Here is a 22,060-nt window from a genome sequence, read left to right as displayed (position 1 = left end):
AATCGGCCATGAATGCAAGATTTTTTCAACTTTTGAGCGGTTATGTATCGCCAGGCGTAGCCTCTAGTGTCTCTTTGGCGGCCGATGGCGAGCGAGTTGTAGTGATTGATCCAGGGATGGTCTCCAATAAGGAACTGATCATCTCGGCCATCCAATCGGTTGGGTATTCCGCACCGGAAGTTACAGATGTGATTGTGTCGCATCTACATCTGGACCACACGATGAACGTAGCTTTGTTTTCGAATGCGACGGTTCACGACTTTATGGCGAGTTATAAGGATGATTCATGGGAAAACCACGAGGAGAATTTTTCAATCACTGAAAATATCACTGTCGTCTCAACGCCTGGACATACCCGGGAGGATGTTTCAACTTTTGTCAAGGCCGACTCCGGATTGGTAGTCTGCACTCACCTTTGGTGGTCGAGTAGCGGACCGGAGGTTGACCCTTATTCGCACGATCAGAGAACTTTGGAGTCTTCTCGTTCAATGGTTTTACAGAGGAAGCCGGATTTGATTGTACCGGGCCATGGGCCCTCCTTCAAGGTAAGCGAACTAAGGCTTTGAGCGCTGCCTCGTTTGGAAATTTTAGGTGATTGTCTTGGAGCGGCCTGGGTGGTTAGAGAGATAGTCTCTGGCGCTTCAGAGGCTTCGTAAATGACTTAATTGAAGTTATTGCAGCCAAACGATCGAGATCTCTCGAAGTCGTGATGGCTGGACCCCCTAAAATACTTTGGGAGATTTAGGTGAGATCTTTTGGAGGTCAGTCGAGTCAAATTGAATTCAAATCAGCCTAGGCCGACAAAAACTAGCGGAAATGAGAGTCTGTCAATCTCGGGAACCGTTGAGAGGGTAACCTTCCATTCCGAAGAGTCGGGATTTTGTGTTCTAAAGGTGGTCGTTCCGGCGGTTAGGGAAGAGATAACTGTCGTCGGCACCATTGCCCAGGTCTCTCCGGGTGAATATGTGGAGGCAGAGGGTTTCTGGAGGATTGACTCGAACTACGGTAAGCAGTTCCAAGCCACCCGTCTCGTCTGTTCCACTCCGACCTCTTTAGAGGGCATTGAGAGATACTTGGGATCGAAGATGGTCAAAGGGGTTGGCCCACACTTTGCCAAGCTCTTGGTGGAGCGCTTTGGATCTGAGATCTTTAATGTGATTGAAAGCGATCCAAAGGTCTTGGGCGAGATTCGGGGAATCGGCGAAAAGCGGATCGCAAAGATTACTGCGAGCTGGCATGCACAGGTGCGGATTCGCGAAATCATGGTGTTTCTGCATTCACATGGTGTTGGAACTGCTCGTGCCGTTCGCATTTACAAGACCTACGGGGATGAGGCGATCGAGGTGGTAAGGGCAAATCCCTACCGGCTTGCTAGCGAGATCCGGGGGATTGGCTTCAAAACGGCTGACTTATTGGCTAAAAGCCTGGGAATAGCAAGCGATTCAGCCCTACGCGCTAGAGCAGGGGTCAGCTATGTCCTGTCAGAGTTATCTAATAAGGGCCATTGCGGCGCCGAGGTAAAGACGATTTTGGAGCTGGGCGAGAAGCTTCTTGAGATTGATCAGTTGATTTTAAGGGATGCCATCGATCTTGAAATAGGTGAAGGCTCCTTGATCCCATGGGAGGTAGATGGCGTCGAACTTATCTATCTGTCGCCGCTCTATTACGCAGAGTTAGGCGTGGCGACGAATATAGCCAGATTGATGAGAGCACCCTCGCCATGGCGTGAGATCGTAGCTGAACGAGCGATTGCTTGGATCGAAAAGAAAAATTCTATCTCACTTTCGCTTTCGCAAAGAGAGGCAATTGAGTTAGGAGTGAAGTCGAAAGTCCTGGTAATTACCGGTGGACCGGGAGTTGGGAAGACGACCCTTTTGAACAGCTTGATTGCAATAATCTCAGCCCGTCACCAAAGAGTGCTCTTGACTGCGCCGACAGGACGTGCGGCAAAGCGAATGAGCGAAGCGACAGGGGAGTTAGCAAAGACGATACATCGTACTTTGGACTTTGATCCAGCTACGTTAGGATTTCGCTTCAATCAAGATAATCGTCTCGAATGTGATTATTTGGTAATTGATGAAGTCTCAATGATCGATGTCGTTTTGATGAACAAACTTCTGTCTGCGCTCCCAGAGCACGCAGGAGTAGTCTTTGTTGGAGACGTCGACCAGTTACCATCCCTTGGACCAGGTGCTGTTTTGTCTGACATAATTGAGTCGCATGTGGTTCCTACTGTGCGTCTCACGGAGGTATTTAGGCAGGCCGGCGAGTCCATGATCGTTAGAAATGCTCATAGGATCAATTCTGGCCTTTTGCCAATTTTGGACGATCCAGGCCCGAAAAATGATTTTTATTTTATTGAAGCTCAAGATCCAGCAGCGATAGTAGAACGAGTAGTTCGTGTGGTAACCTCTCGAATTCCATCGCGATTTCACTTGGATCCGATCTCGCAAGTACAAGTTCTTACTCCTATGAATCGTGGAGGGACGGGTGCCCGCGCTTTAAATGAGTCCTTAGCTGCAGTTCTTAGTTCGAATTCAAATCGCATTACAAAATTCGGAAACTCTTTTTCAGTAGGGGACAAGGTTCTTCAAGTTGTGAACAACTACGATAAGGACGTCTTCAATGGAGATATAGGGATCATACAAGAGATAGACCTCGACGAAGAAGTATTGTCGATAGATTTTGAGAACCGCCGCGTTGCCTATGACTTTGGTGATTTGGACGAGATCGTTTTGGCCTATGCCACATCTATCCATAAATCACAAGGCTCTGAATATCCATGTGTGGTAATTCCGCTTTCAATGTCACACTATTCCATGCTTGATCGCAACATCTTGTATACAGCGCTAACCCGCGCAAAGTCGTTAGCCGTCATTGTGGGGGATAAAAGAGCACTTGCTATTGCAGTCTCGAATCGAAGTTCATCAAAGCGCTTGAGTGGCCTCAGACAGCAACTTACCCGGGCTATTTAGGCACTGTTGGCACATGACTCGGTTTTGGGTACCTATTGGCCTTATAGCCGAAGTCGCTTTTTAAGGTAGATTTTGTGGCTCGATGGTCTTTGGCGGAATACAAAAGGTGGCTTTGGTGGTTTTTGAGAGTGGCCTCTCTAAATACAGAGAGAGCTTTGGTCGAAGTGGATCAAAATAGCATTGTGGAGTTTTATATGGCAATAGCTGTCGGCGACAAGATTCCTGATCTTAACGTGGCTGTGACTATCGGCGACAAAACGGAATCTGCCTCTAGTGCGGATCTTTTGGGTAGCGGGAAGGTGGTGCTTTTCGCAGTACCGGGAGCTTTCACCCCCACCTGTTCTGACTATCATCTTCCTGGGTTTGTTATTCGTGCAGAAGATATCAAAGCCAAGAACGTTGGCAAGATTGCATGTATATCTGTAAATGATTCATTCGTGATGGGTGCATGGGGAAAGTCTCAAAATGTTGGTGATGAGGTTATTATGATTGCCGATGGAAATGGCGATTTCACCAAGGCTGTGGGTCTCGAGCTAGATGGCCGTGGCTTCGGGATGGGAATTCGCTCCCAGCGATATGCGATGATCATTGAAGATGGAATTGTTACTTCACTTGAGGTAGAGCCAGGTGGTGGACTGGATGTCAGTTCAGCCGAGGCTATCTTGGCTAAGCTATAAGACCAAATCCATCTCGATTGCTGCTCATTTGGTTGTTCGAATCCGCCAACCAATGGTTACCCCAGCCATCACAATTGGAAAAGCAGTTGTGGCTGGGGTGAGAAGTTCAGTGAACCTCCCCGCCCTTACGGACGGGGCTTCTGGCCTCGTCTGTTTGGTTGGGGTTCCCTAACATCGCTTCCATCACGCCACCGCGACCGACTGGTCTGGTACTAATGAATTAGCACTGGTAGATGAGTTCGCTAGTTTTGGCTTGCTAGTCTGAGATACCTCAGACAAGGCCCGGTTCTGGGCACTACTTCGGGCTCTGGCCTTAGGGCACTGCACCTTTTGGTGTGTCTTGCGTTGATTGAGTGACCAATGTTTTTCAGCTCGAAGATACGTGACTAAGATTGTTGTATCTAGTCCAATTGGAGAGTACTCTGCGTATATCGCCTTCTGGAGAATGTTTATTGCTCCTAGGGCGTCTCGATGACAGCTGAACCCACAGATAGGGCTCTTGCATCGGTAGTGCCGACCTGATGGTCGGTTGCGTCTTAAGCACGCTGGACAAGTTTGGCTAGAATATGACTCGTTTAGGGGTTCTATCTCTAAGTTAGTTTTCTCATTGAGGTATTGCTCTTGAGGGCCTCTTGACCACTGCGGTAACCGTCAGTGTATTTGCTGGAAGTGACTGTTATATATCTTAGTTGCTATCCACTCGACCGGGGTAGCAATAAGTCAACTATCCCCGATTTATTTTCTTGCTTGTGTCAACTCCTCCCCAAGTAGATCGATGATGGAGATTGGTTCGTCACAGGAGGGACAATATCCCCCTATTCCTACTCGAGCCATAAAGGTATTACACTCTAAGCAGCGTTGTTCTCCGAGGGATCGTTCACCACAACACCTACACTCATAGACGGTGAAGCGTCGATGTGACTTTGGAACTGTGACTGGAGAATGTCACCTATATCGTGACGTCGTCGATAAGCAAGAGCCCGACAAGCATCGGAGCAATAGGTTCTCCTCCCTGACAAGGGGAAGTTGCCTCCACAGACAGGGCACGCTATCGTGACGCTATCGTGACGCAACGGAGGTCTGGCACTCATGGCAGACTCGTTAGGTTCAAATCAGACGCTGCAGTGGTGGACTTTGATGTTGTCGTTGTCTGGTTTGTTGGAACAAGTGACGTAGAGACAACTGGCTTTCAGTTCCGGGTGTTGGCATTGATCCATCGTTTTGGATTCTTGGCTTTGGCCTCCTCGTAGACCTTGACTCGCTTGGCGAGGATCATGACATCTTCGCCGTTATGTTTTTGGTTTGGGGTCACAAAGTTCAAGCCAGAGTGATGGTGCTCCTCGTTGTAGAACTGGACGAATCCCTCGATCCAGACCCTTGCCGCCATGAGGGAGGCAAAGCCATCGTGGGGATAGCTCGCACAGTACTTGACTGTGCGAAACATCGATTCCATGTGAGCATTGTCATTCGATTAACCGGCTAATCCTGTTCCAAACAATCTATGGACTTTTGAAGATTTCAAGTCGCCGGTCGTCGGTAACGATCTTCTCTGCTGAGACGTCGAATCTGTTCTTCATGACGACGAACATTGTCTGCTAGAACTTCGACTGCAGTGCGTAGGTGACTGATTTCGGCAGATAATCCCAAAAAGGTGTGTACATCTCGACTGGCTTACTCTTCTCCGACGAGGTGCCAAAGACGAGCTTTGCGAGAGTCGTCACCCTCTCGGTGAGTGCGCCAATCTGGCCTTCGAGCTCACTAACCCGTGCTCGAAGTTCGGCGTTCTCCGCCTGAAGACGGGCATTATCGCCAGCGAGGCGTTCTGCCTCCGCCTTCCAGTACGCTGACTCGGTTGTATGCAAACTGTCCATGACTACCAGTTAACACTATCTAGCGCTTCGTGTCCGGTCCTGTTTTCGTCAGGGGTGGTACGGGTTCACCGAACGTTTACGAAATGAGATCCTATTAGCCGGTTAACAGTGAACTCCTGGGACGTGAGTAGGAGGCAGCTGTATCAAGTAGGTAACACAGTGCCACTAGGGTTATCCCCTTCATAGGCGAACCGTTGTCGCTAGTTGAGTACTTGTATGAGCTAGATGTAAATATATCGAGGTCACGGCTTTTCGGTATCAAATGATAATGCAGAGAGTCTCTGCGCTCTTCAAGACCGTGAAGTACTTTCCAAACTATCGCTATGGAGGATTTCCGACAATTGAAGAATCGCGTAAGTGGATGAGTGACTTTGTTGATCACTACAACAACGACCATCAACACTCAGGTATCAAGTTCGTAACCCCACAGCAGGCTTACAGCGGCGAACATATCGAGTTACTTGCTAAGCGGCGCGAAGCTGTAGGCGGGAGCAACGCAAATCTACACCAGGAAGGTGGATATCGGACAAATGCAGAGACTGGAATCCAGTATCAGAGGTACCAATTATTCCTACGAATAAGTCGGTCAGAGATGAATCAAAAGGGAGGCAAAGGGAGGTAGCTTAGATTGTGCGAAAGTGACAAGTTCTTTGGCAGGCTCCGCTTATCTGGTGTGCGATTTTTTCACACTTGTTGATATCAAGAGCCTGAGAACTACGTTTGCTTACGAAATATTTATTTTTGAAGCTATTTAGAAAATCTCGGTACTCAAATGTGCTACGAAATATTCGGAACACTGGGGGGATAATTGTTGAAATCTTTACGGGAGAAATTCAAAGACGCGATCCAACGCGGTAACGATCCCGCAAAAAGTAATCGAAAGCTTCATTCGGAATTTAAACAAAAAACTACTGCGCCTGCGAAAGTCGCTGATCAACATAAGTACACGAAAAACATCGACACGTTCATAGGCGACCTGCCAAATCTTGAATATGACTTTATTGCCCTTGACTTTGAAACTGCAAACGAAGATAGAAGCAGTGCATGCGCCCTCGGCATCGCTGCATTTAGAGGCAAAGAGATAGTTCACAATTCTGCAATTTTAATAAATCCTCGTACTGACAGATGGGTCTTTTACGACATTCATGGTATCCGTGCACTCGATGTCGCTGATGCTCCTCTTTTTTCGGCGATTCTTGAAAAGCTTTACCCAATTCTAAAAGACACGTACGTGATTGCCCATAACGTTGGATTTGATTCTGAAGTGTTTCGCGAAAGTGCGCGTGCATGTGAGTTTTCTGCGCCAGGTCTGATTTGGACCGATTCGAAATTTGGTATTCCAACTTGGGCGCAATCGAGATACTGGAAGCTCGACCTAATTGCTGAAAAGCTCGGGCTTTCACTGGATCATCACAATGCCGGATCGGATGCCAAAGTCGCTGGGCAAATTTGGACTACGGGAATGGCGGAAGTTCGAGGATCTAACAGGGTGGTACTCCCTTCAAAGGATGTACTTTTATGGCCCACGCCAGCCTCCTTTGCTGTACCGACTGGAGTTAAAATTACCCAATCAGCTTTCGACTCGGTTGAGGCCGATTTGATTATGAAAAAATACGGAGCCACAGTTTCGGTCGATCTCACGCGATTAACTTTCAGAGATGAGATTGTCTGGGCTCTTACCGTTAGCAAACGTCAAATCGGAATGGTCAAGGGTGACAGCGCCGCCTTGCTTGACGAAGCTTTATCCGGAAGCTGGTCAGAGCAAAAAGCAAACGTGTACTTGAGGTCCAATAACGCTTACAACGAAGACGGTAAAGCTGAATTTCTACACGATGTTCAAGGTCCACAGATTCTGGGGAAGGCGCCCTTACGTATTCCAAAGCATTCGCCGCTGTCTCTAATTATAGATCCTGGTCAACTCGACCTTATCGTGGATCAAATTCGAGGGAAATCGAAAAGAATGAATTTCAAGGAAGTCGGTAACGTCCGAATAATAGACGAAAATTTAGCATTGTTTCACGATCAGATCTTTATTGGTGAGATTGACACTAAAAAACACACCCCGTTTGATCGAAAGCTCAAAAATCTTTGTCGAGAAGGATATTTGCCAATGGTGGATTATCACATCAAGCTTTCGAATAAGAAGGAACTTGAGTTTGCAAATGCGTTTGTCGATCTTAGTTTGAGGTGACCAATGGCGGGCGAAAGAGAAGTGCTCGGCTCAATCTAGCCAGCCTAATCTGTCACCAAAAACTGAGCGTGTCACATTTCGTGTCACACTTTTTTGACTTATCCCTCATTTTATTGATTGATAGTCAACAAGTTGTTGCAGTTCAAGACGATTAAAGCTCATTCCAGATATATTGCGAACGAACCTAAATCTGACTTCGGATCAGACGGTTGGGGGTTCGAATCCCTCCGGGCGCGCAAGACCTCACCTTTTCAGAAGCCTTAAAGGGGCCCTTCAGCTTTCAGCGGGCTCTAACCAGATTCCTCTCAGCCATCTAATTCGGAGCCTTCCGTATTAATGCCCAATCTTCCAAATCGATCATTCTCCAAACTTGGAGAATGGCTCAGTTTTGGAAGAGCGTTGACACTGTGAAACAAAACAAAGCCAATATAGGCTCCCCCGTCCTTTTCGATCCTAGCGATATTTGTAATGCCCTCGTTGGTTTAAAGGAGGTGAGAATCCTCCATTACCAGAGAATTGGTCCCGTAGCCGAGATCGCTATTGAGCAGACCGTCTCTGAAGTTCGCTGTCCTGTGTGTTGATTTGTAGCACTCGTAAAAGAGTGACCCTTCGTCACCTACATCGATCTTCCATTTGGCGGTACCCCTACGAGGATCTTCGAAGTGTAGAGATTTCTACGCAACTAGCCACTTTCGGAAAAAGGCGGTAACGCGGATAAGCATATAAAATCGACGTCGTCGACTCGCATAGGGGATGGATCACCAACAGGAGGCGGTGCAAAGTAGTCGGTATCAGCAAAGAATCAAATATTGCGATGGGATGTCTTCGAACTTCTAGGATACGTAATTCATTTCGATTACTGTAGGAGCATCTATTCATTCAACATCGTATGTTGCCCCGTTAGTTGTACAGCTAAATTTGTACAACTCTGGGGAGCTAGTTTTTAGATTTCCAGAAAGAGCTTTTCCACGCGCGCGCCGAGAACTTCATTGCAAAATCGCAATTTACGTAACGCTTAAATTAAGGCGGGTGTAAAAAGTTCGGACTGCGACTACCGAATCAGCGCGTAGTGATTTCTCATCGAGTTCCGGATGGTCGATGATCATTTGAGATGCATAGGCTACAGGTCCTTGGGCGCCAGTGTTGGCAAAGTTAGCGTAAAGATCATCAATAGCAGTTCGAACACCTCCGACCAGCTCACTTCCGAACCGAGCTTCGACAAGTTCTGCTCCTTTCACTGGCCCACCTAGGTCGTTGTGTAGGAGCACGAAGGCGATGTCATACCAATCCTTTTCCTTGCGTCGCCCATAGGCGGCTGCGATCTTTGCCAAGAGAAAGCCGGCAAGGCCAGTGACTTTCACATCAACGTAATATTGGTTTCCGCCAACCTGGGCGCTCATAGTCCGAGGTAAAAAATCGCGAGCTGCAAATCCGGTACCCCGAAGGTTCGCCGCTCCGAGTTCTTTGCAGTCATCGAAGCTGACCAAGGAGCCGGCCGGCGCATACTCTAGATCAGCGAGCAGTTCAAACTTGACGACGGCCTTCTGTCCATCTGCATCTGATTGCCATCGCCAGACGCGCTGAGGGTCGGGAGTGAATTCTGCGTTGCTGAGAGCCTGCTCGAGACGGGACATGTTGGTCGCGCCGGCTGCTATCTCAAGGTCGACTTAAACGTCGACGTCGGTTGTGCCGGCGTGGATGACTCCTGATTTTGAGCAGAGCAGATCGGGCACTAAACCGCCAAGTAGGACAAACTCGGGGTTCTCTCCATAGTGGTGCACCACTCGGACCAGCGCTTCTTCGGCTGCACGACGAGCTGCTCTGGAGCGAGGAGGATCATCGAGTGCCACGCTGGACCTCCTTCAAATGTTCTGCCGCTTCCTCTCCCCGGACTCCGACATGGCGAAGGTCGGCATATATCCGCGGCCAGGGGGCTACGCGTATGCCATCTCGTTCACCAGCAGTTCGTCTAGAGAATTGAGTGGGAAAGGGTCGGAGGATGAGCCTGCCACCATCCATAGGCTCAACGTGCGCGAAACGCGCAGCGTTGCGAAGATCCAGTTCTCTTCGGCCATCGACATAGAGGTCTCCTCCAGATATCTCAGTCAGGTAGGGGGCAAGCATCGCCGCTCCGAGCGCCCCCGTCGCGGCCCAAGCAATACCAGCGTTATCAAATTGCTCGCCCAACTCCCTGACGGTGACCAGAGGGTCTCTCCACAGGACCCCACAACGCAACTCAGCCTTTGGTCGTTGCAGGGCCACAGCGTCTGCGTACTCATCCAACAAACGATCCGGATCGACGACCTGACGCCCCGAACGGGGGCCTCTCGACGCTTTAGTCTGGAGCAGCTCCCACTTCGAAAGAACGGCTAGCGCCTCTGCAATCGAACTAGTGGAATGCCTTGACACCTTCGCTACTGCCGTGACCGTAGCCGGTACGCCACAGAGCAATGCCTCGGCAACCCCGAGGACCGTCGGACTCCAACTCGGCTCGTAGGTCTTAGCTTGCCGATTCCCGGATAATGCAATAATGATGTTCCCAACTACGATCTCAGCAGCTCCCGTTTCATCAACCCAGCCAACACCAGCTTGCGAGGCTAACTCTCGAGCGGCGAGCGAGATCTCCGAACCCACGATCACGTCTGGCCGTTCCTGAAATTGAAGGACGTCACGAATCTGAGGAAGACCACCCCTTCCAACCCATCGCACCTTTAACTCCCGAGAACCAACGGCTACAGTGGCAACCGAGCCATTTATCGAAGATACGTTCAATGTCACAGCTCGAGGAAGTACTTCGCGCAATGCCGAAACAAGCCGCGGCGTCCGCCCATCATGTGCTCTAATGTTATTCATCGAATATAACTATATATCGGTGCTGCACCGATATATCTGTTATAGGGAAGTAAATTAGCGACAACGGTATTCTCTGAACGCGATTCTCTTTCTACCTGAGCCCGCACAGATCGCCGGATTAGATAGCTTCCAAATACTGAGCGGATTCAAGTTAGACATAGCAACGAGTTCGTTTGGATAAATCAGCCCAGAATAGCCTCCATCGTCTGAGTTGAAGTTTCGAGGAGCCGCAGCAGCAGCGTCTTATTTTGGTGGATCTAAATATGCGAATTTATCGAGCTTATCCAGGGTGGCCAGCAACTCGATAAGTGCAACTACTCCACCGTCCATATCGGAAGTCCGCATCCGAGGAAGTCACCGTCACGTGTAAGAATGCCAGCATCCATGGTCATGGCTAGCGCGACAGGAGCCCAATCCTGCGGATCTTGCGGACTCAACGAAGTGCGACTGCCTTCTTCTTCTCGTATGCAGACGAAGGAATGATGTCAATGGTGCGGCTAGAGAAACGATCATCAACGAGGCTCAACAGTAGGTCGACCTGCAATTGGCTCAAATGGCCACCTTCGACAATGTTCCTTGCTCATTTTGGTAGTTGGTGCCAAGTCCCTTACTACTGCTCTTGAGCGACGACACTGTGCAACTCCGGATGGCGAAAAAGGTCACGTTCTCGTCTGCGGAGCAACTCTGCAATGAGCACTCTCGCGTCGACCACCACAATTACTCAGATAACCGTCGCCGCACTTCGTGAGTATTCCAAAACTCTTTACCAGTGCTTTTAACCTACCACAGGGGCCATTGTGAAATGACCGTTTTTGCGTATTGGACAGCAACGCATTTACTCAAAATGGTTGCTTAGAATTCAAGAACTCCCCTCGAGCGTTTCTTTGGATCCAAAGAAATAAGCAGTCCCGTAATTGGATCTGAAAGTTGTGTTTTTAGCTCTATTGGACTCGAAATAAAGGGGTTTGGTTCCAATACGTAGTTTCGGAACCAGTTACCCTTTGTGCTACTCCTGGCTTAGAGTTGTCCGTAATCCTCAGAAAAGCGAAAGACAATTTTCTAATCAAACAACGGGAGGTTTGGAAGGCCCCCATTTAATTGATCCGCTACCAATGTGAGCTTTGTATCCATAATGTAGATGGAGAAAATTATTGTGAAGTCCAAAAGGCATACCCGTTCTACTCAAGGTAAGCAGGGCGCAGGTGCGCAAGAAGATCGCTGAAGGGGACAAGATGCTAAATGACGGTGCAACCATAAGTGAAGTTGCCGCTTTGCCATAAAAGCCCTAAGGCGCTGCAGTTACCGAGACAACCTGGCACCGATGGAAGAGTACCTACGCTGCATTGAAGGGAACCAAAGTAAAGCTTACTCAAGGAACTTGAATCTAAAGAACCGTCGTCTAAAGAACCGTCGTCTAAAGAACCGTTGCCTAAAGAGCATCGTTGCTGACCTAACTCTTGATGTCTCCATGCTTAAGGAGGTGACGATAAGAAACTTCTAACCCCGAATCGTCGTCGTATGGTAGTTCACAAACTACAGATACGATTCGGGGTTTCTAAAGAGACGAGCCTGCAAAGTAGCAGGTCAAAATCGTTCTACGCAGCGTACCGTAGCACCTGAACGCAAAAGTGCAGATCTAGACGAAGAGATCACGCAACTCCTAAGAACGTTTGCCCTAGAACACAAAGCTCAGGGTTACAAAAGAGCATATCGCTACGTCATAGACAAGGGATACCATGTCAATATCAAAAAGGTAAGGTCTCTTTGGCGACAAGCCGGCTTGAAGGTACCCTATAAAAATAAGAAGAAGTCCACCGTTGGTAAAGCATCTTCTAGTCACGACAATCCATGGGCTACCACGTTCCTCTGGAGAAAAACGTTTCATGGGCACTTGACTTTCAATTCGACCAGACAACCGATACTCGTACTATCAAGATCCTTTAGTATCATTGATTAATACTCAAGCCCTAGGTTGTGAGGGAAGCCCTAGCGTCAATAACAGCCAGATCGATCGATTCACTAGGAGTTATTGCCGTCCTGGATGATATCGTAGCAAGCCGAGGTCATCCTATCTAAATAAGGTGTGACAACGGACCAGAGTTCATCTCGAAAGCTCTTTCGGAATGGTCAATTGAAATGGGCGTAACCCTTATGCCTACCGAACCTGTATCTCCATGGCCCAGTGCAGCTTTATGGGGTCAGAGTTGAATCTTTCAATTCCAGATTAAGAGATGAATTTCTCAACGGCGATCTATTCGAGAGCGTCGAAGAAGGACAAGCGCTGCTAGATATCTATAGCGATGACTTCAATGAATTTAGAAGTCACAGCTCTCTTGGATACCTATCTCCGACACGATTCCTAGAACTCACCGCACAAGACCAACGAATGGTGCTTACCAAGTCGTATAAACGACGAGGTTGGTACGCTCCGGCGTGTTTCGTGAGGGTTTGAGGAAGAAAGGTTGATTGAGTTGTGGACGATTGCTAGTGGTAATGAGCAATGTTCCGTTCGTGTTGAATAGGTTTTTAAACATACTTTGAGAATTGCTATTCCGCATGGTTCGTGATTAATTTTCTTGGTGGCGGGTCCCCATTAGAGGAAGTGAAGAAGTACATAGAAAACCAGAAACTCCCAAGAGGTAAATCAGGGAGACCAAGAAAGAACGAGGTCGCTTGACCCCTCCCTTACGGAAGGGGATTACGCTCCCGTTGGTTCAATTGACTACACACGGTTTGGGATCTTTTGTAAATTAAAGTTAAAGTTCCGAATGAGGCTTAGGCGGATTTTGGGGATCATGCCGTGCGTTTGTTTAGGAAAGTCATGGTGACTTTCAAGGCGAATGTTTAAAGATATCAGGACCTATGTATGCAATTTGTTGCAATGCCTGATGATGCAGACAACTCATAACGATAGCGCAAATCCAAGTTGGTAATAGAGGCCCTGGGGAGATAGTGTTATTGTTCTAGAAAAAATTGCCATACATTGCACCTAGTCGGTCAGGTGCATTCTTGCAATATCTCAGGCTACGGTATCTCTGGCCACAATTTGTCTCCACGACGTTGAAGGTGATTGGGCCGAGCCAGATCGCGGTCGTTCTGGGTACTTTCTACCTTGACTTTAAGTTAGATCCTTTTAGTCCTATGGTGAATTTAGGAAGAAGTGGCGTGGCCCAAAGGGTTAATCTTTAAGGTTGGCCTATGCGGTTTTGGCCCTGCGGCTAAGTAAAGATCGTCTGGATTTGAGTTCATTTTCGAGCTCGTCTGGGCGATTACCTTCATCGCTAATTCTCATAAGGATCGAAATCAGAATGTAATTTGAGATCAACGATGATCCGCCATAGGCAACAAATGGTAAGGTCACTCCGGTAAGGGGTAGCAGCCGCACGATTCCACCCATTATGAAAAACGATTGAAGACCAATTATCATAGTGAAGATAGCCGCGATTAGGGAGCCAAAAGGGCTCTTTGCTCGCAGTGCGGCTCTGATTCCGATTCCAACTATGAGTAGGAAGGCCATCACTATTGCGCTGGTTCCCAAGAGCCCCATCTCTTCACCGATAGCGGCAAAGATGAAGTCTGACGTTACAACAGGAATGATTGTGGGGTGACCCCTCCCGAGACCGGTACCAGAGATCCCACCTGCAGCCAGAGCATATTGTGCCTGGACGATCTGATACCCTATTCCTTGGGCGTACTTCCATGGGTCTATCCAGATAGTTACTCTTACGTTGACCTGTGTAAAAAGATTAGAGGCGCCAAGCGCTCCAAGGACAAACAAAATGCTGCCACCAAAGAGGTAGCGAATTCTAGAAGTCGCCATCCATATCGTGATGATGAAGACTAAAAAGAGCATCAACGAAAAGCCAACATCTCGCTCGAGAGTCATGACTAGAAGCGATGCAATCCACGCAGTGGCAATGGGTCCTAAGATTCGTATATTTAGCGATTCTCGGAGGCTCAAACGACTCCCCATGGCGCCCAACACGTCGCGTTTTTCAATGAAGTAGGAGGCAAAAAAGATTGCGAGATTTAGCTTGGCAATTTCTACAGGCTGAAAGCTGACCGGTCCCAGTCTTATCCACAACCTGGCGCCATTTATATTTTGCCCTATTCCTGGTGCTAGCGGCAGAACTAATAGCAGCAGTCCCGAAAGCGCCAGGAGGAATCTATATCGGTCCAAAATTTCAGATCGATTTACTATTATTAGTGTTGAAATATAGGCTATCACGCCCAAAGTGGCCCAAACCCCTTGAAGAAGTGCTTCTTGTGGATCTAGACGTGCGATCATCACGTAGCCCAGACCGTTTAAGAGGGCGACAATGGGCATCAGCGCTGGATCAGCATAGGGTGCCAAAAAGAGATTTGCAATGTGGACAACAAGTGGCAATGCGACCATGGCGACTAGGACGATGATCAGGTTGGAGGGTAGGGCGGAATTGAGGCCTAGCGATGCTAATAGAAAGGCAAGAATTGTAATCCCAGATGCAAGTAGCAGCATACCGAGCTCGCTCTTTCGCTGCCGGGTATAGCGTTTGACATTAGCTCGTTGTGGAATTTGCCCCATTGCGGCAATTCTTGAACCCAAAAACGGACTCCTTTTCTGGGTGTAGGTTAGCGCAGTGATAAATTAGCGCAATTATTCCGAACCGTTGGCGTCTATGATAACACGATTCCAAGCTAACACGAGTTATGGCCACGTTATGACCATTGCCAAGGTTTGACGATGTCCTTGGTCGAATCTATCTTTGGCACTTTGACCTCTACTATTTCGCCTCTGGCCACCACAGACGTTTGGTCTTCATTGCTAGATCAGATCCCTTAATGCCTGGTTCTTCTGGCGTGGGCAGGGAAATTGGAGGCAAAAGATTTCTGAATACGAATTCAGATTAGCCAGCTCGTTTTGCAGGTGGTGTAATAGGTAATTTGTCGCAACTAGGCCCCTATCTTTTAGTGGGGGCTTTGTCTGATAGAAATCTATAAAAAGACTTGCATTATGCGCCGGGCTAATTTTTTGCCTGGTTTTCACTATTTATTTGAGGGATCCTAGTTGACGTCTAGGATGAATTCAATCTTAGGCAAAAAGCAGTTGGCGCCCCAAGACAGAATTGAACTGGAGTCGTTTGAATGACGCAATTAGACTTTCGCCACTTACGCGGTGATATATCTCGATGGATCGAAGAGGATCTAGGAGCAGGTGACATTACGTCAATACTCACCATTCCTAATGAGAGATCTGGCGAGGCTGTATTCGTCTCTAAAGGCGACGCGATTATTTCAGGCCTGCCGATCGCCCGAGAGATCTTTCGAACTATCGATTCAGATGTCTTCTTTGAATTGGAAGTTGACGAAGGTAGCCATGTTCGCAATGGTGAAGTGCTCGCCCGGGTCAGGGGAAATCTTCGATCTATCTTGGCTAGCGAGAGGTTATCTTTGAATCTAATTCAAAGATTGAGCGGAATCTCTACTATGACATCTACTTTTGTGGCAGAGGCTCGTGGGACAAAGGCGAAGATCGCCGATTCTCGCAAGACCACTCCTGGTCTTAGGTATTTGGAGAAGTATGCGGTCAAAGTTGGTGGTGGCGTGAATCACAGGTTTGGCCTATTCGATGGGATCTTAATCAAAGATAACCACATCGAATCCTTGGGATCAGTGCGAGCAGCTACGATGGCTGCCAAGGCAAATGCGCCTCATTATCTAAAAGTCGAGGTTGAAGTCTCTAATTTGGACGAGCTTCAAGAGGCTCTTGAAAGCGGAGCTGATGGAGTCTTGTTGGATAATATGGACGATAGATCTACAGAGGAAGCAGTTCGAATCGTTGCAGGCAGAGTCCTGGTCGAGGCTAGCGGAAATATGGTGTTGAGTCGGATTGCTCAAGTGTCCCGTACCGGCGTTGATTTGATCTCAGTAGGTGCCCTGACTCACTCCGCAAATGCGATCGACATCTCATTGGATATCTCATAGCAGCAATAGTGCATACCAACAATGGATCCTAAGCGAATGGCAAGGTAAAGCTTGCTTGGTGTATGATTATCGATAGGTACTAGTCTTAATGACTACAACCGCATGTGCTTAAGGCATAGGGAGCGAATTATGTTGAGCATTGATCTCTCGCAAGAGATTATGGAGTTGAAGAAGAAGCGGAATGCAGTTATCCTAGCTCATTCATACGAACGTCCCGAAGTTCAGGATGTGGCAGACTTTGTAGGAGATTCACTTGGCCTTTCCCGAGTGGCGGCCAACACTTCGGCCGACATCATTGTCTTTGCTGGCGTTCACTTTATGGCCGAAACCGCCGCGATTTTGAATCCTAAAAAGACGGTATTGATTCCAGATTTAGATGCTGGATGTTCTTTGGCTGACACGATAAGCGCAAAGGACGTCCAGGAGTGGCGGGATGAAAATCCTAACGGGCAAGTGGTTGCTTATGTCAATACATCCGCAGAGGTAAAGGCCCTGGCCGATGTCTGCGTAACTAGCGCTAACGCTGTTGCAGTTGTGCAATCTTTAGATGCAACTCGACCGATATTTTTTCTGCCTGATATGTTTCTTGGAGCTCACGTAGAGCGTGTCACTGGCATCAAGATGCACGTTTGGATGGGAGAATGTCACGTGCATGGCGGAATTGGAGATAAAGAGATTCGCGAGACTCTTGAAGCGCATCCAGACGCCGAGTTTTTGATACACCCTGAATGCTCCTGTGGAAGCTCTTGTCTGTACTTGAAGCCCGATGCCAAAATGCTTTCAACTGAAGGGATGGTGACCTACGCTAAGGCGTCCGACCGGACAGAATTTGTGATTGCTACGGAAGTCGGTATCATTCATCGGTTGAACAAGATGGCGCCAGGTAAAAAGTTTTTACCCGTCAAAGAAAGTGCTATCTGTCAATATATGAAGATGATCACCCTTGAAAAGATATATGACTCTTTGGTCGAGGACAAATATGTTGTGTCGGTGGACGAGGAGATCGCAAGGGCTGCACTAGGGGCAATCGAAGCCATGATCTCAATTGGTTAGTCAGTCTGTGTTTGAAGAGATTGAAACTGACCTTTTGATTATTGGAAGTGGCGTAGCGGGAGCCTATGGAGCTTTGCTGGCCTCTTCGATGGGCGCTAGGGTGATGCTTGTTACGAAGACCGAACTTGTCTCTGGATCCACTCAATGGGCCCAAGGCGGTATTGCGTTCCCTGATGGCCGAGATGATATTCCGTCGCACCTCGAGGATACCCTTCGTGCTGGTCGTGGCTTGAGTGACCCGACGGTAACGCGGGAGATTCTTGGTGAATCTCTGGAACATCTGGCGCTACTCAAGGAGTTGGGTATGGACTTTGACCCTGAGCTGGCACTAGAAGGTGGACATTCACGACCGAGAGTCAAGCATATCGGAGGCGATCGTTCTGGTCTCTTCCTCTTGAAATTTTTGCATAGCAAACTTATTGGCCGAATAACCTCGCTAGAGCGCCACTTTGTCGTTGGTCTGAGAGCGGCAGAGGACGAGTCTGTCATGGGCGCTTGGGCTTTTGGTCCTAATCAAGAGTTGATAAAGATTACTGCAGCCTCGGTAGTCCTTGCCACAGGTGGCTCAGGCCAGCTCTTTTCCGTTACAACAAATCCCCCAGAGGCAACTGGTGATGGCATAGTGCTTGCATTGAAGGCAGGCGCCACCATCAGAAATATCGAATTAGCTCAGTTTCACCCTACGGCACTTATGGATGGTTCTCTTATCTCTGAGGCTTGCCGAGGCGAAGGTGCCATATTGCTCAACAAAAATGGTGAGCGCTTTATGACTCGTTACGACCCTTTGGGTGAATTGGCACCTCGTGATGTTGTTGCGCGTGCAGTAATCAATGAAGAGCGCTCAAGTGGTGGTGTCTTTTTAGACCTGCGTCCAGTGGGAGACCTTGCGAACTCATTCCCTACGGTCTATGCCTCTTGTGTTGACCTTGGATTAAACCCTCTGTCGTCGCCAGTGCCGATTTCGCCTGCTGCCCACTATCAAATGGGTGGAGTAAGCACCGATAGTCACGGAAGAACTACCGTTGCTGGCTTGTTTGCTGCAGGAGAAGTCGCAAGCACTGGACTGCACGGTGCGAATCGCCTAGCGTCAAATTCACTGTTAGAGGGGCTGGTAATGGGTGCAAGGGCAGCTAGAACAGCTCTAAAGGAACTCGAGGTTCCCGGGCATTGTGATGATGCCCCTCCTTTTGTTGGCGGTCTTGACCTTTATTTGCGTCCTCAGATTCAACAGATTATGACCTCCTGTGCATCGGTTTTGAGAAATGGCGTTGAAATTCAAGACGGCAGGAGACGGTTGAACCTTTTTGAGTCATTTGAAACCTCACTTCCAAGTGAGGTGGAGACCCTGAATCTGCTAGAGGTAGGAAAGTTAGTCCTTTCGGGTGCGCTGGCAAGACAGGAATCTCGAGGTGCTCATTATCGAGAGGATTTCGATCATCTCTCCAGTATTGCATTTCATGTCGATCAAACTAAGGATTCAATCTCTTTAGTTCCATTTGGAATTTAACCAACTCATTGGTGTCTTTGGGATCGTCACAATAGAAAGATAAAGTCGTATAATTAGAAATCTTCGGCGGTAAATTCTCGCTTTACCAGCCACCATATCTTTGGTATCTTGGTAAAGGTTTTCATTTTCGTCTCTGGTGGTCGAAAATTGCGCTGAGATCTTAAAAATATTATCGTTCGTATCCGAATGGGACTCCATATGCTATTAGAGTTTTCTAGAGCTTGCATATTTGAATGGTTTTGTGGGGGTATGGCTGAATGTCAGAGATTTCAAAGGAGAATTTTCTCGCGTATTTTCCAGGTCCAAAGGGTGAAAACTCGCAGTTTATAAAGGAACTTTTCGGGACGGTCTTGGATGATTATTTTCACTGGAGGCGCAACTACTATCCGTCAGATCCCACGGTTATCTCCCCGTCCGAGGCGCATGATTTCATCGACGAACGGAGTGATCTTCAAGAGCGTTTGAGTGAGATGCTAGGGCGACTACGACGGAGTTTCCCATTTTATTCTCCTCGTTATATAGCTCACCAACAGGGAGAGACCACTATTCCCGCCCTGGTCGGTTCTCTTGCTGGTCTTTTGTACAACTCAAACAACGTCACCTCTGAGACCGGAGCAGTGACTCTTGAATATGAGATTGACGCCTGTAATCGGCTGCTTGGAATGATAGGATTTACCCCTCCTCCCGATCCACCTCGGGTCGTCACCCAAGCTTCTTTGGACGAATATCACAAGATGCTCTCATTTGAATATGCTTGGTGTCATTTGACTTCCGGGGGAACTGTCGCCAATATCGAATCGCTTTGGGTGGCTCGAGCTGTAAAGTATTTTCCGCTATCGGTGCGTGATACCGCAATCGCGCGGGCTCTCGAACTCAAAGTTAACGTCATCGGCGAAGATGGCCTTGTTGGCATGCGAAATATTTCTGAGGTTGACCCTCAAGAGCTGCTCAATATCGAACCTAGTGAGTCATTGGCTTTGATCTCTAGATATTTAGAGGCGATAAAGCAAAAGATGGGCTCTCCCCGAGGCCAGGATGGCCCATCAGATAATGAAATTGCTGATATGGCATGGCGCTTTTTGGAGAGTGATTCCAAGTACAGCCTTGCTAATGGGATGGCGCGTTGCTTAGTTGACTTCCCGCCTGCGATCTTTGTCTCTGGAGCAGCCCACTACTCAATCTCAAAGGCGCTTGATCTCTTGGGCCTTGGCAAGGACTGTTTGGTCCCAGTTGAGATGAATTCGACCTTTCGTTTAGATATCAACGACCTTGAGTTGAAGATTCTAGACGCGACCAAAAAGGGGCGAATTCCGCTTTGTGTAATTGGAATTGCTGGTACGACAGAAGAGGGTGCGATAGACCCTGTCGATAAGATTATTGAGTTGCGACAAAGAATGCAAACAAAGGGCATCAGTTTTTGGGTACATGTGGACGCTGCCTGGGGAGGGTTCTTTAGGACTTTGCTCATCAAGGCGGCCTCTGAGCGCGTGATCGACGATTTGAACTCTTTGGTTTCAATAGCGTCTTTGGAATTATTAGATGGCGAGTTCGAGTTATTGGTGTTCGAAGTTGATGAGGTCAAGCCGACAATAACAGATCATTTTGTCGAGAAGGTCGTTCGTTTAATCCAAGCACTAGATGATCTTTTATTTGGCGAAGGTGATAGCGACGTCTTGTTCTTGCACTACTCATCCTCTGCATTAGAGGCCTTGGCTGGTCGGGAACTAAGTTCGGTTGCAACTGCGCTGGACTTGCTCTTATCGGTTGTCAATCAATTGAGAGATGGTGACGCTGACTCCAAAGGAACTGCGTTGCCTCCAGATGACTTGGGTAGTTGCGCTTCTAGTGAGATGGTTAGCGATCTTTCGGGAGAGATTGAGCTTGTTCTCTCTAACTTCGACTACGAGAGAAGGAGGGAAGCTCACTTTCACAAGTCGGTTGAGGTGGCCTTTTCAGATAGCGCGATCGTTGGGGCGATAGATGCAATTGCACTAGCGGATTCTGTCACCGTAGATCCCCACAAGATGGGGTATGTGAATTACCCATGCGGTGCAGTAGCATTTCGAAATGACTGGGTCAGACTACTGGTTAGACAAAAAGCGCCTTATATTACTTCGGTTGCAGATGCAAGAATATTACACCTACCTCCAAGACATCTCGTCGAGACGGCCAAGCCGGGAGATCGGGCCAAGGTAGGGTTGATAGCAACCGAGGCCTTTGCCCCCTACACTCTCGAGGGTTCACGCCCCAGCTTCCCAGCTACCGCTCTTTGGCTAAATACTGAGTTGATTCCATTGGATCGGCTAAATCATGGCAAGATCGTGCGATCGTCGTGGCTCGCAGCAAGGGAACTCTTTGAATGGCTGTCGAATTTAAATGAAGCGCTAGACGCCACAGGGATTCGACGAGACTTTGAGGTGCTCACTTATGCAAGGGAAGATGGCAAATCCAAGCCGCCAGATACAAATATTATTATCTTTGGGGTTAGAGCCAAGGGGGATCGTACTTTAGAGGGTATGTGCGATCTTACAAATCGGGTCTATAAGCATTTTTCAATACAGGCTGAACATGGTGAAAGGGAGTACAGCTACTCGCAACCCTTCTTTCTCTCCAAGACGACCTTTGCCCAACCAGCCTATAGCTACCCGACGATGAGAACTTTTATTGAGGCGGCCGGAATCACTGATGGCGAGGCATCGTATCGCCGAAGTGGGGTAGTGGTTTTGCGTTCGACCGTTATGAATCCCTACCTAATAACTTTAGCTAAGCGACGACGAGTAGAGATTCTTCGAGAATTTATTCTGGAGTTTAGCCGAGTGGCTCAGATGGAGACGGAAAAACTTATCCAAATGCCTCTTGGGTAATTGATCGACTTTGGTGGCCTCGGGGCTAAAAGGCGAACTTAGTTCTGTGAATTAAATGCTGGCGCGAAAGCCCTATTGATTGATGGCTAGCAGTCCGTTGCATCT

At 48.2% G+C, this 22,060-nt stretch carries 18 protein-coding genes, 1 tRNA gene and 2 pseudogenes; 12 read left to right on the top strand and 9 right to left on the bottom strand.

Annotated features, from left to right (window positions below):
- Positions 1-8: 8 nt before the first annotated feature.
- The 3 genes from ACIDITHRIX25_RS78340 (at position 9) to ACIDITHRIX25_RS78330 (ending at position 3,652) form a co-directional block, all read left to right on the top strand.
- Positions 9-566 carry an MBL fold metallo-hydrolase gene (locus ACIDITHRIX25_RS78340; RefSeq protein ID WP_052604183.1) on the top strand — a complete coding sequence of 186 codons (558 nt, stop codon included), beginning with the start codon at positions 9-11 and terminating at the stop codon, positions 564-566.
- Positions 567-776: 210 nt separating this feature from the next.
- A complete protein-coding gene (gene recD2 / locus ACIDITHRIX25_RS78335) occupies positions 777-2,975 on the top strand; it encodes an SF1B family DNA helicase RecD2 (RefSeq protein ID WP_052604200.1) in 2,199 nt (732 codons plus the stop codon).
- A 194-nt stretch (positions 2,976-3,169) separates the two neighbouring features.
- Complete coding sequence (locus tag ACIDITHRIX25_RS78330) at positions 3,170-3,652, top strand: peroxiredoxin (RefSeq protein WP_052604201.1); 483 nt, start codon at positions 3,170-3,172, stop codon at positions 3,650-3,652.
- A gap of 183 nt (positions 3,653-3,835) precedes the next feature.
- On the opposite strand, the pseudogene ACIDITHRIX25_RS000000104425 reads toward ACIDITHRIX25_RS78330, so the two are convergent.
- The 4 genes and pseudogenes from ACIDITHRIX25_RS000000104425 to ACIDITHRIX25_RS78315 all read right to left on the bottom strand — a co-directional run.
- Positions 3,836-4,249: pseudogene (locus tag ACIDITHRIX25_RS000000104425) on the bottom strand (zinc ribbon domain-containing protein); the annotation flags it as partial.
- A gap of 251 nt (positions 4,250-4,500) precedes the next feature.
- Positions 4,501-4,743, bottom strand: coding sequence for a hypothetical protein (locus tag ACIDITHRIX25_RS78325; protein WP_201733220.1), 243 nt, complete (start codon positions 4,741-4,743; stop codon positions 4,501-4,503).
- Between the two features lie 98 nt (positions 4,744-4,841).
- Positions 4,842-5,108: pseudogene (locus ACIDITHRIX25_RS78320) on the bottom strand (integrase core domain-containing protein); the annotation flags it as partial.
- Between the two features lie 139 nt (positions 5,109-5,247).
- Positions 5,248-5,523, bottom strand: a complete 276-nt coding sequence (locus ACIDITHRIX25_RS78315; RefSeq protein ID WP_201733219.1) for a coiled-coil domain-containing protein — start codon at positions 5,521-5,523, stop codon at positions 5,248-5,250.
- A gap of 268 nt (positions 5,524-5,791) precedes the next feature.
- Here ACIDITHRIX25_RS78315 and ACIDITHRIX25_RS78310 point away from each other — a divergent pair, with 268 nt between their 5' ends.
- The 3 genes from ACIDITHRIX25_RS78310 (at position 5,792) to ACIDITHRIX25_RS78300 (ending at position 7,950) form a co-directional block, all read left to right on the top strand.
- Positions 5,792-6,145: a hypothetical protein gene (locus tag ACIDITHRIX25_RS78310; RefSeq protein WP_152625797.1), complete on the top strand. Its 354-nt coding sequence runs from the start codon at positions 5,792-5,794 to the stop codon at positions 6,143-6,145.
- A gap of 189 nt (positions 6,146-6,334) precedes the next feature.
- Positions 6,335-7,714: an exonuclease domain-containing protein gene (locus ACIDITHRIX25_RS78305; RefSeq protein WP_201733218.1), complete on the top strand. Its 1,380-nt coding sequence runs from the start codon at positions 6,335-6,337 to the stop codon at positions 7,712-7,714.
- 174 nt (positions 7,715-7,888) lie between these two features.
- A tRNA-Ser gene (locus ACIDITHRIX25_RS78300) sits at positions 7,889-7,950 on the top strand.
- Positions 7,951-8,718: 768 nt separating this feature from the next.
- On the opposite strand, the gene ACIDITHRIX25_RS78295 is transcribed toward ACIDITHRIX25_RS78300, so the two are convergent.
- The 4 genes from ACIDITHRIX25_RS78295 to ACIDITHRIX25_RS78280 all read right to left on the bottom strand — a co-directional run bounded on the left by ACIDITHRIX25_RS78295 (position 8,719) and on the right by ACIDITHRIX25_RS78280 (position 11,004).
- Positions 8,719-9,348: a hypothetical protein gene (locus ACIDITHRIX25_RS78295; protein WP_201733217.1), complete on the bottom strand. Its 630-nt coding sequence runs from the start codon at positions 9,346-9,348 to the stop codon at positions 8,719-8,721.
- Between the two features lie 33 nt (positions 9,349-9,381).
- Positions 9,382-9,564, bottom strand: coding sequence for a hypothetical protein (locus tag ACIDITHRIX25_RS78290; RefSeq protein WP_052604193.1), 183 nt, complete (start codon positions 9,562-9,564; stop codon positions 9,382-9,384).
- Positions 9,551-10,567 (bottom strand): hypothetical protein, encoded by a 1,017-nt coding sequence (locus ACIDITHRIX25_RS78285; protein ID WP_201733216.1) that lies wholly within the window; start codon positions 10,565-10,567, stop codon positions 9,551-9,553. Before ACIDITHRIX25_RS78285 ends, ACIDITHRIX25_RS78290 begins: the two co-directional genes overlap by 14 nt.
- 314 nt (positions 10,568-10,881) lie before the next feature.
- Entirely contained in the window at positions 10,882-11,004 is a 123-nt protein-coding gene (locus tag ACIDITHRIX25_RS78280; protein WP_201733215.1) for a PIN domain-containing protein, read from the bottom strand.
- Between the two features lie 1,211 nt (positions 11,005-12,215).
- Here ACIDITHRIX25_RS78280 and ACIDITHRIX25_RS000000104420 point away from each other — a divergent pair.
- Complete coding sequence (locus ACIDITHRIX25_RS000000104420) at positions 12,216-12,524, top strand: helix-turn-helix domain-containing protein (RefSeq protein ID WP_201733589.1); 309 nt, start codon at positions 12,216-12,218, stop codon at positions 12,522-12,524.
- A gap of 225 nt (positions 12,525-12,749) precedes the next feature.
- Positions 12,750-13,019, top strand: coding sequence for an integrase core domain-containing protein (locus tag ACIDITHRIX25_RS000000104415; protein ID WP_201733214.1), 270 nt, complete (start codon positions 12,750-12,752; stop codon positions 13,017-13,019).
- 744 nt (positions 13,020-13,763) lie between these two features.
- Here ACIDITHRIX25_RS000000104415 and ACIDITHRIX25_RS78275 read toward each other — a convergent pair.
- Complete coding sequence (locus ACIDITHRIX25_RS78275) at positions 13,764-15,152, bottom strand: FtsW/RodA/SpoVE family cell cycle protein (RefSeq protein WP_201733213.1); 1,389 nt, start codon at positions 15,150-15,152, stop codon at positions 13,764-13,766.
- Positions 15,153-15,691: 539 nt separating this feature from the next.
- On the opposite strand from ACIDITHRIX25_RS78275, the gene nadC reads away from it, so the two are divergent.
- From nadC to ACIDITHRIX25_RS78255, 4 genes are all read left to right on the top strand, one after another.
- Entirely contained in the window at positions 15,692-16,531 is an 840-nt protein-coding gene (nadC, locus tag ACIDITHRIX25_RS78270) for a carboxylating nicotinate-nucleotide diphosphorylase (protein WP_201733212.1), read from the top strand.
- 129 nt (positions 16,532-16,660) lie between these two features.
- On the top strand, positions 16,661-17,584 hold the full coding sequence (gene nadA / locus ACIDITHRIX25_RS78265) for a quinolinate synthase NadA (RefSeq protein WP_052605362.1): 924 nt from the start codon (positions 16,661-16,663) through the stop codon (positions 17,582-17,584).
- Between the two features lie 7 nt (positions 17,585-17,591).
- Entirely contained in the window at positions 17,592-19,091 is a 1,500-nt protein-coding gene (locus ACIDITHRIX25_RS78260; protein ID WP_200891222.1) for an L-aspartate oxidase, read from the top strand.
- A gap of 257 nt (positions 19,092-19,348) precedes the next feature.
- A complete protein-coding gene (locus ACIDITHRIX25_RS78255) occupies positions 19,349-21,955 on the top strand; it encodes a pyridoxal phosphate-dependent decarboxylase family protein (RefSeq protein WP_052605361.1) in 2,607 nt (868 codons plus the stop codon).
- Positions 21,956-22,060 lie beyond the last annotated feature (105 nt).

It is taken from the genome of Acidithrix sp. C25, assembly GCF_904848545.2.
Note: the sequence above shows the minus strand (reverse complement) of the source record. Positions and strands in the feature narration are given on the sequence as shown.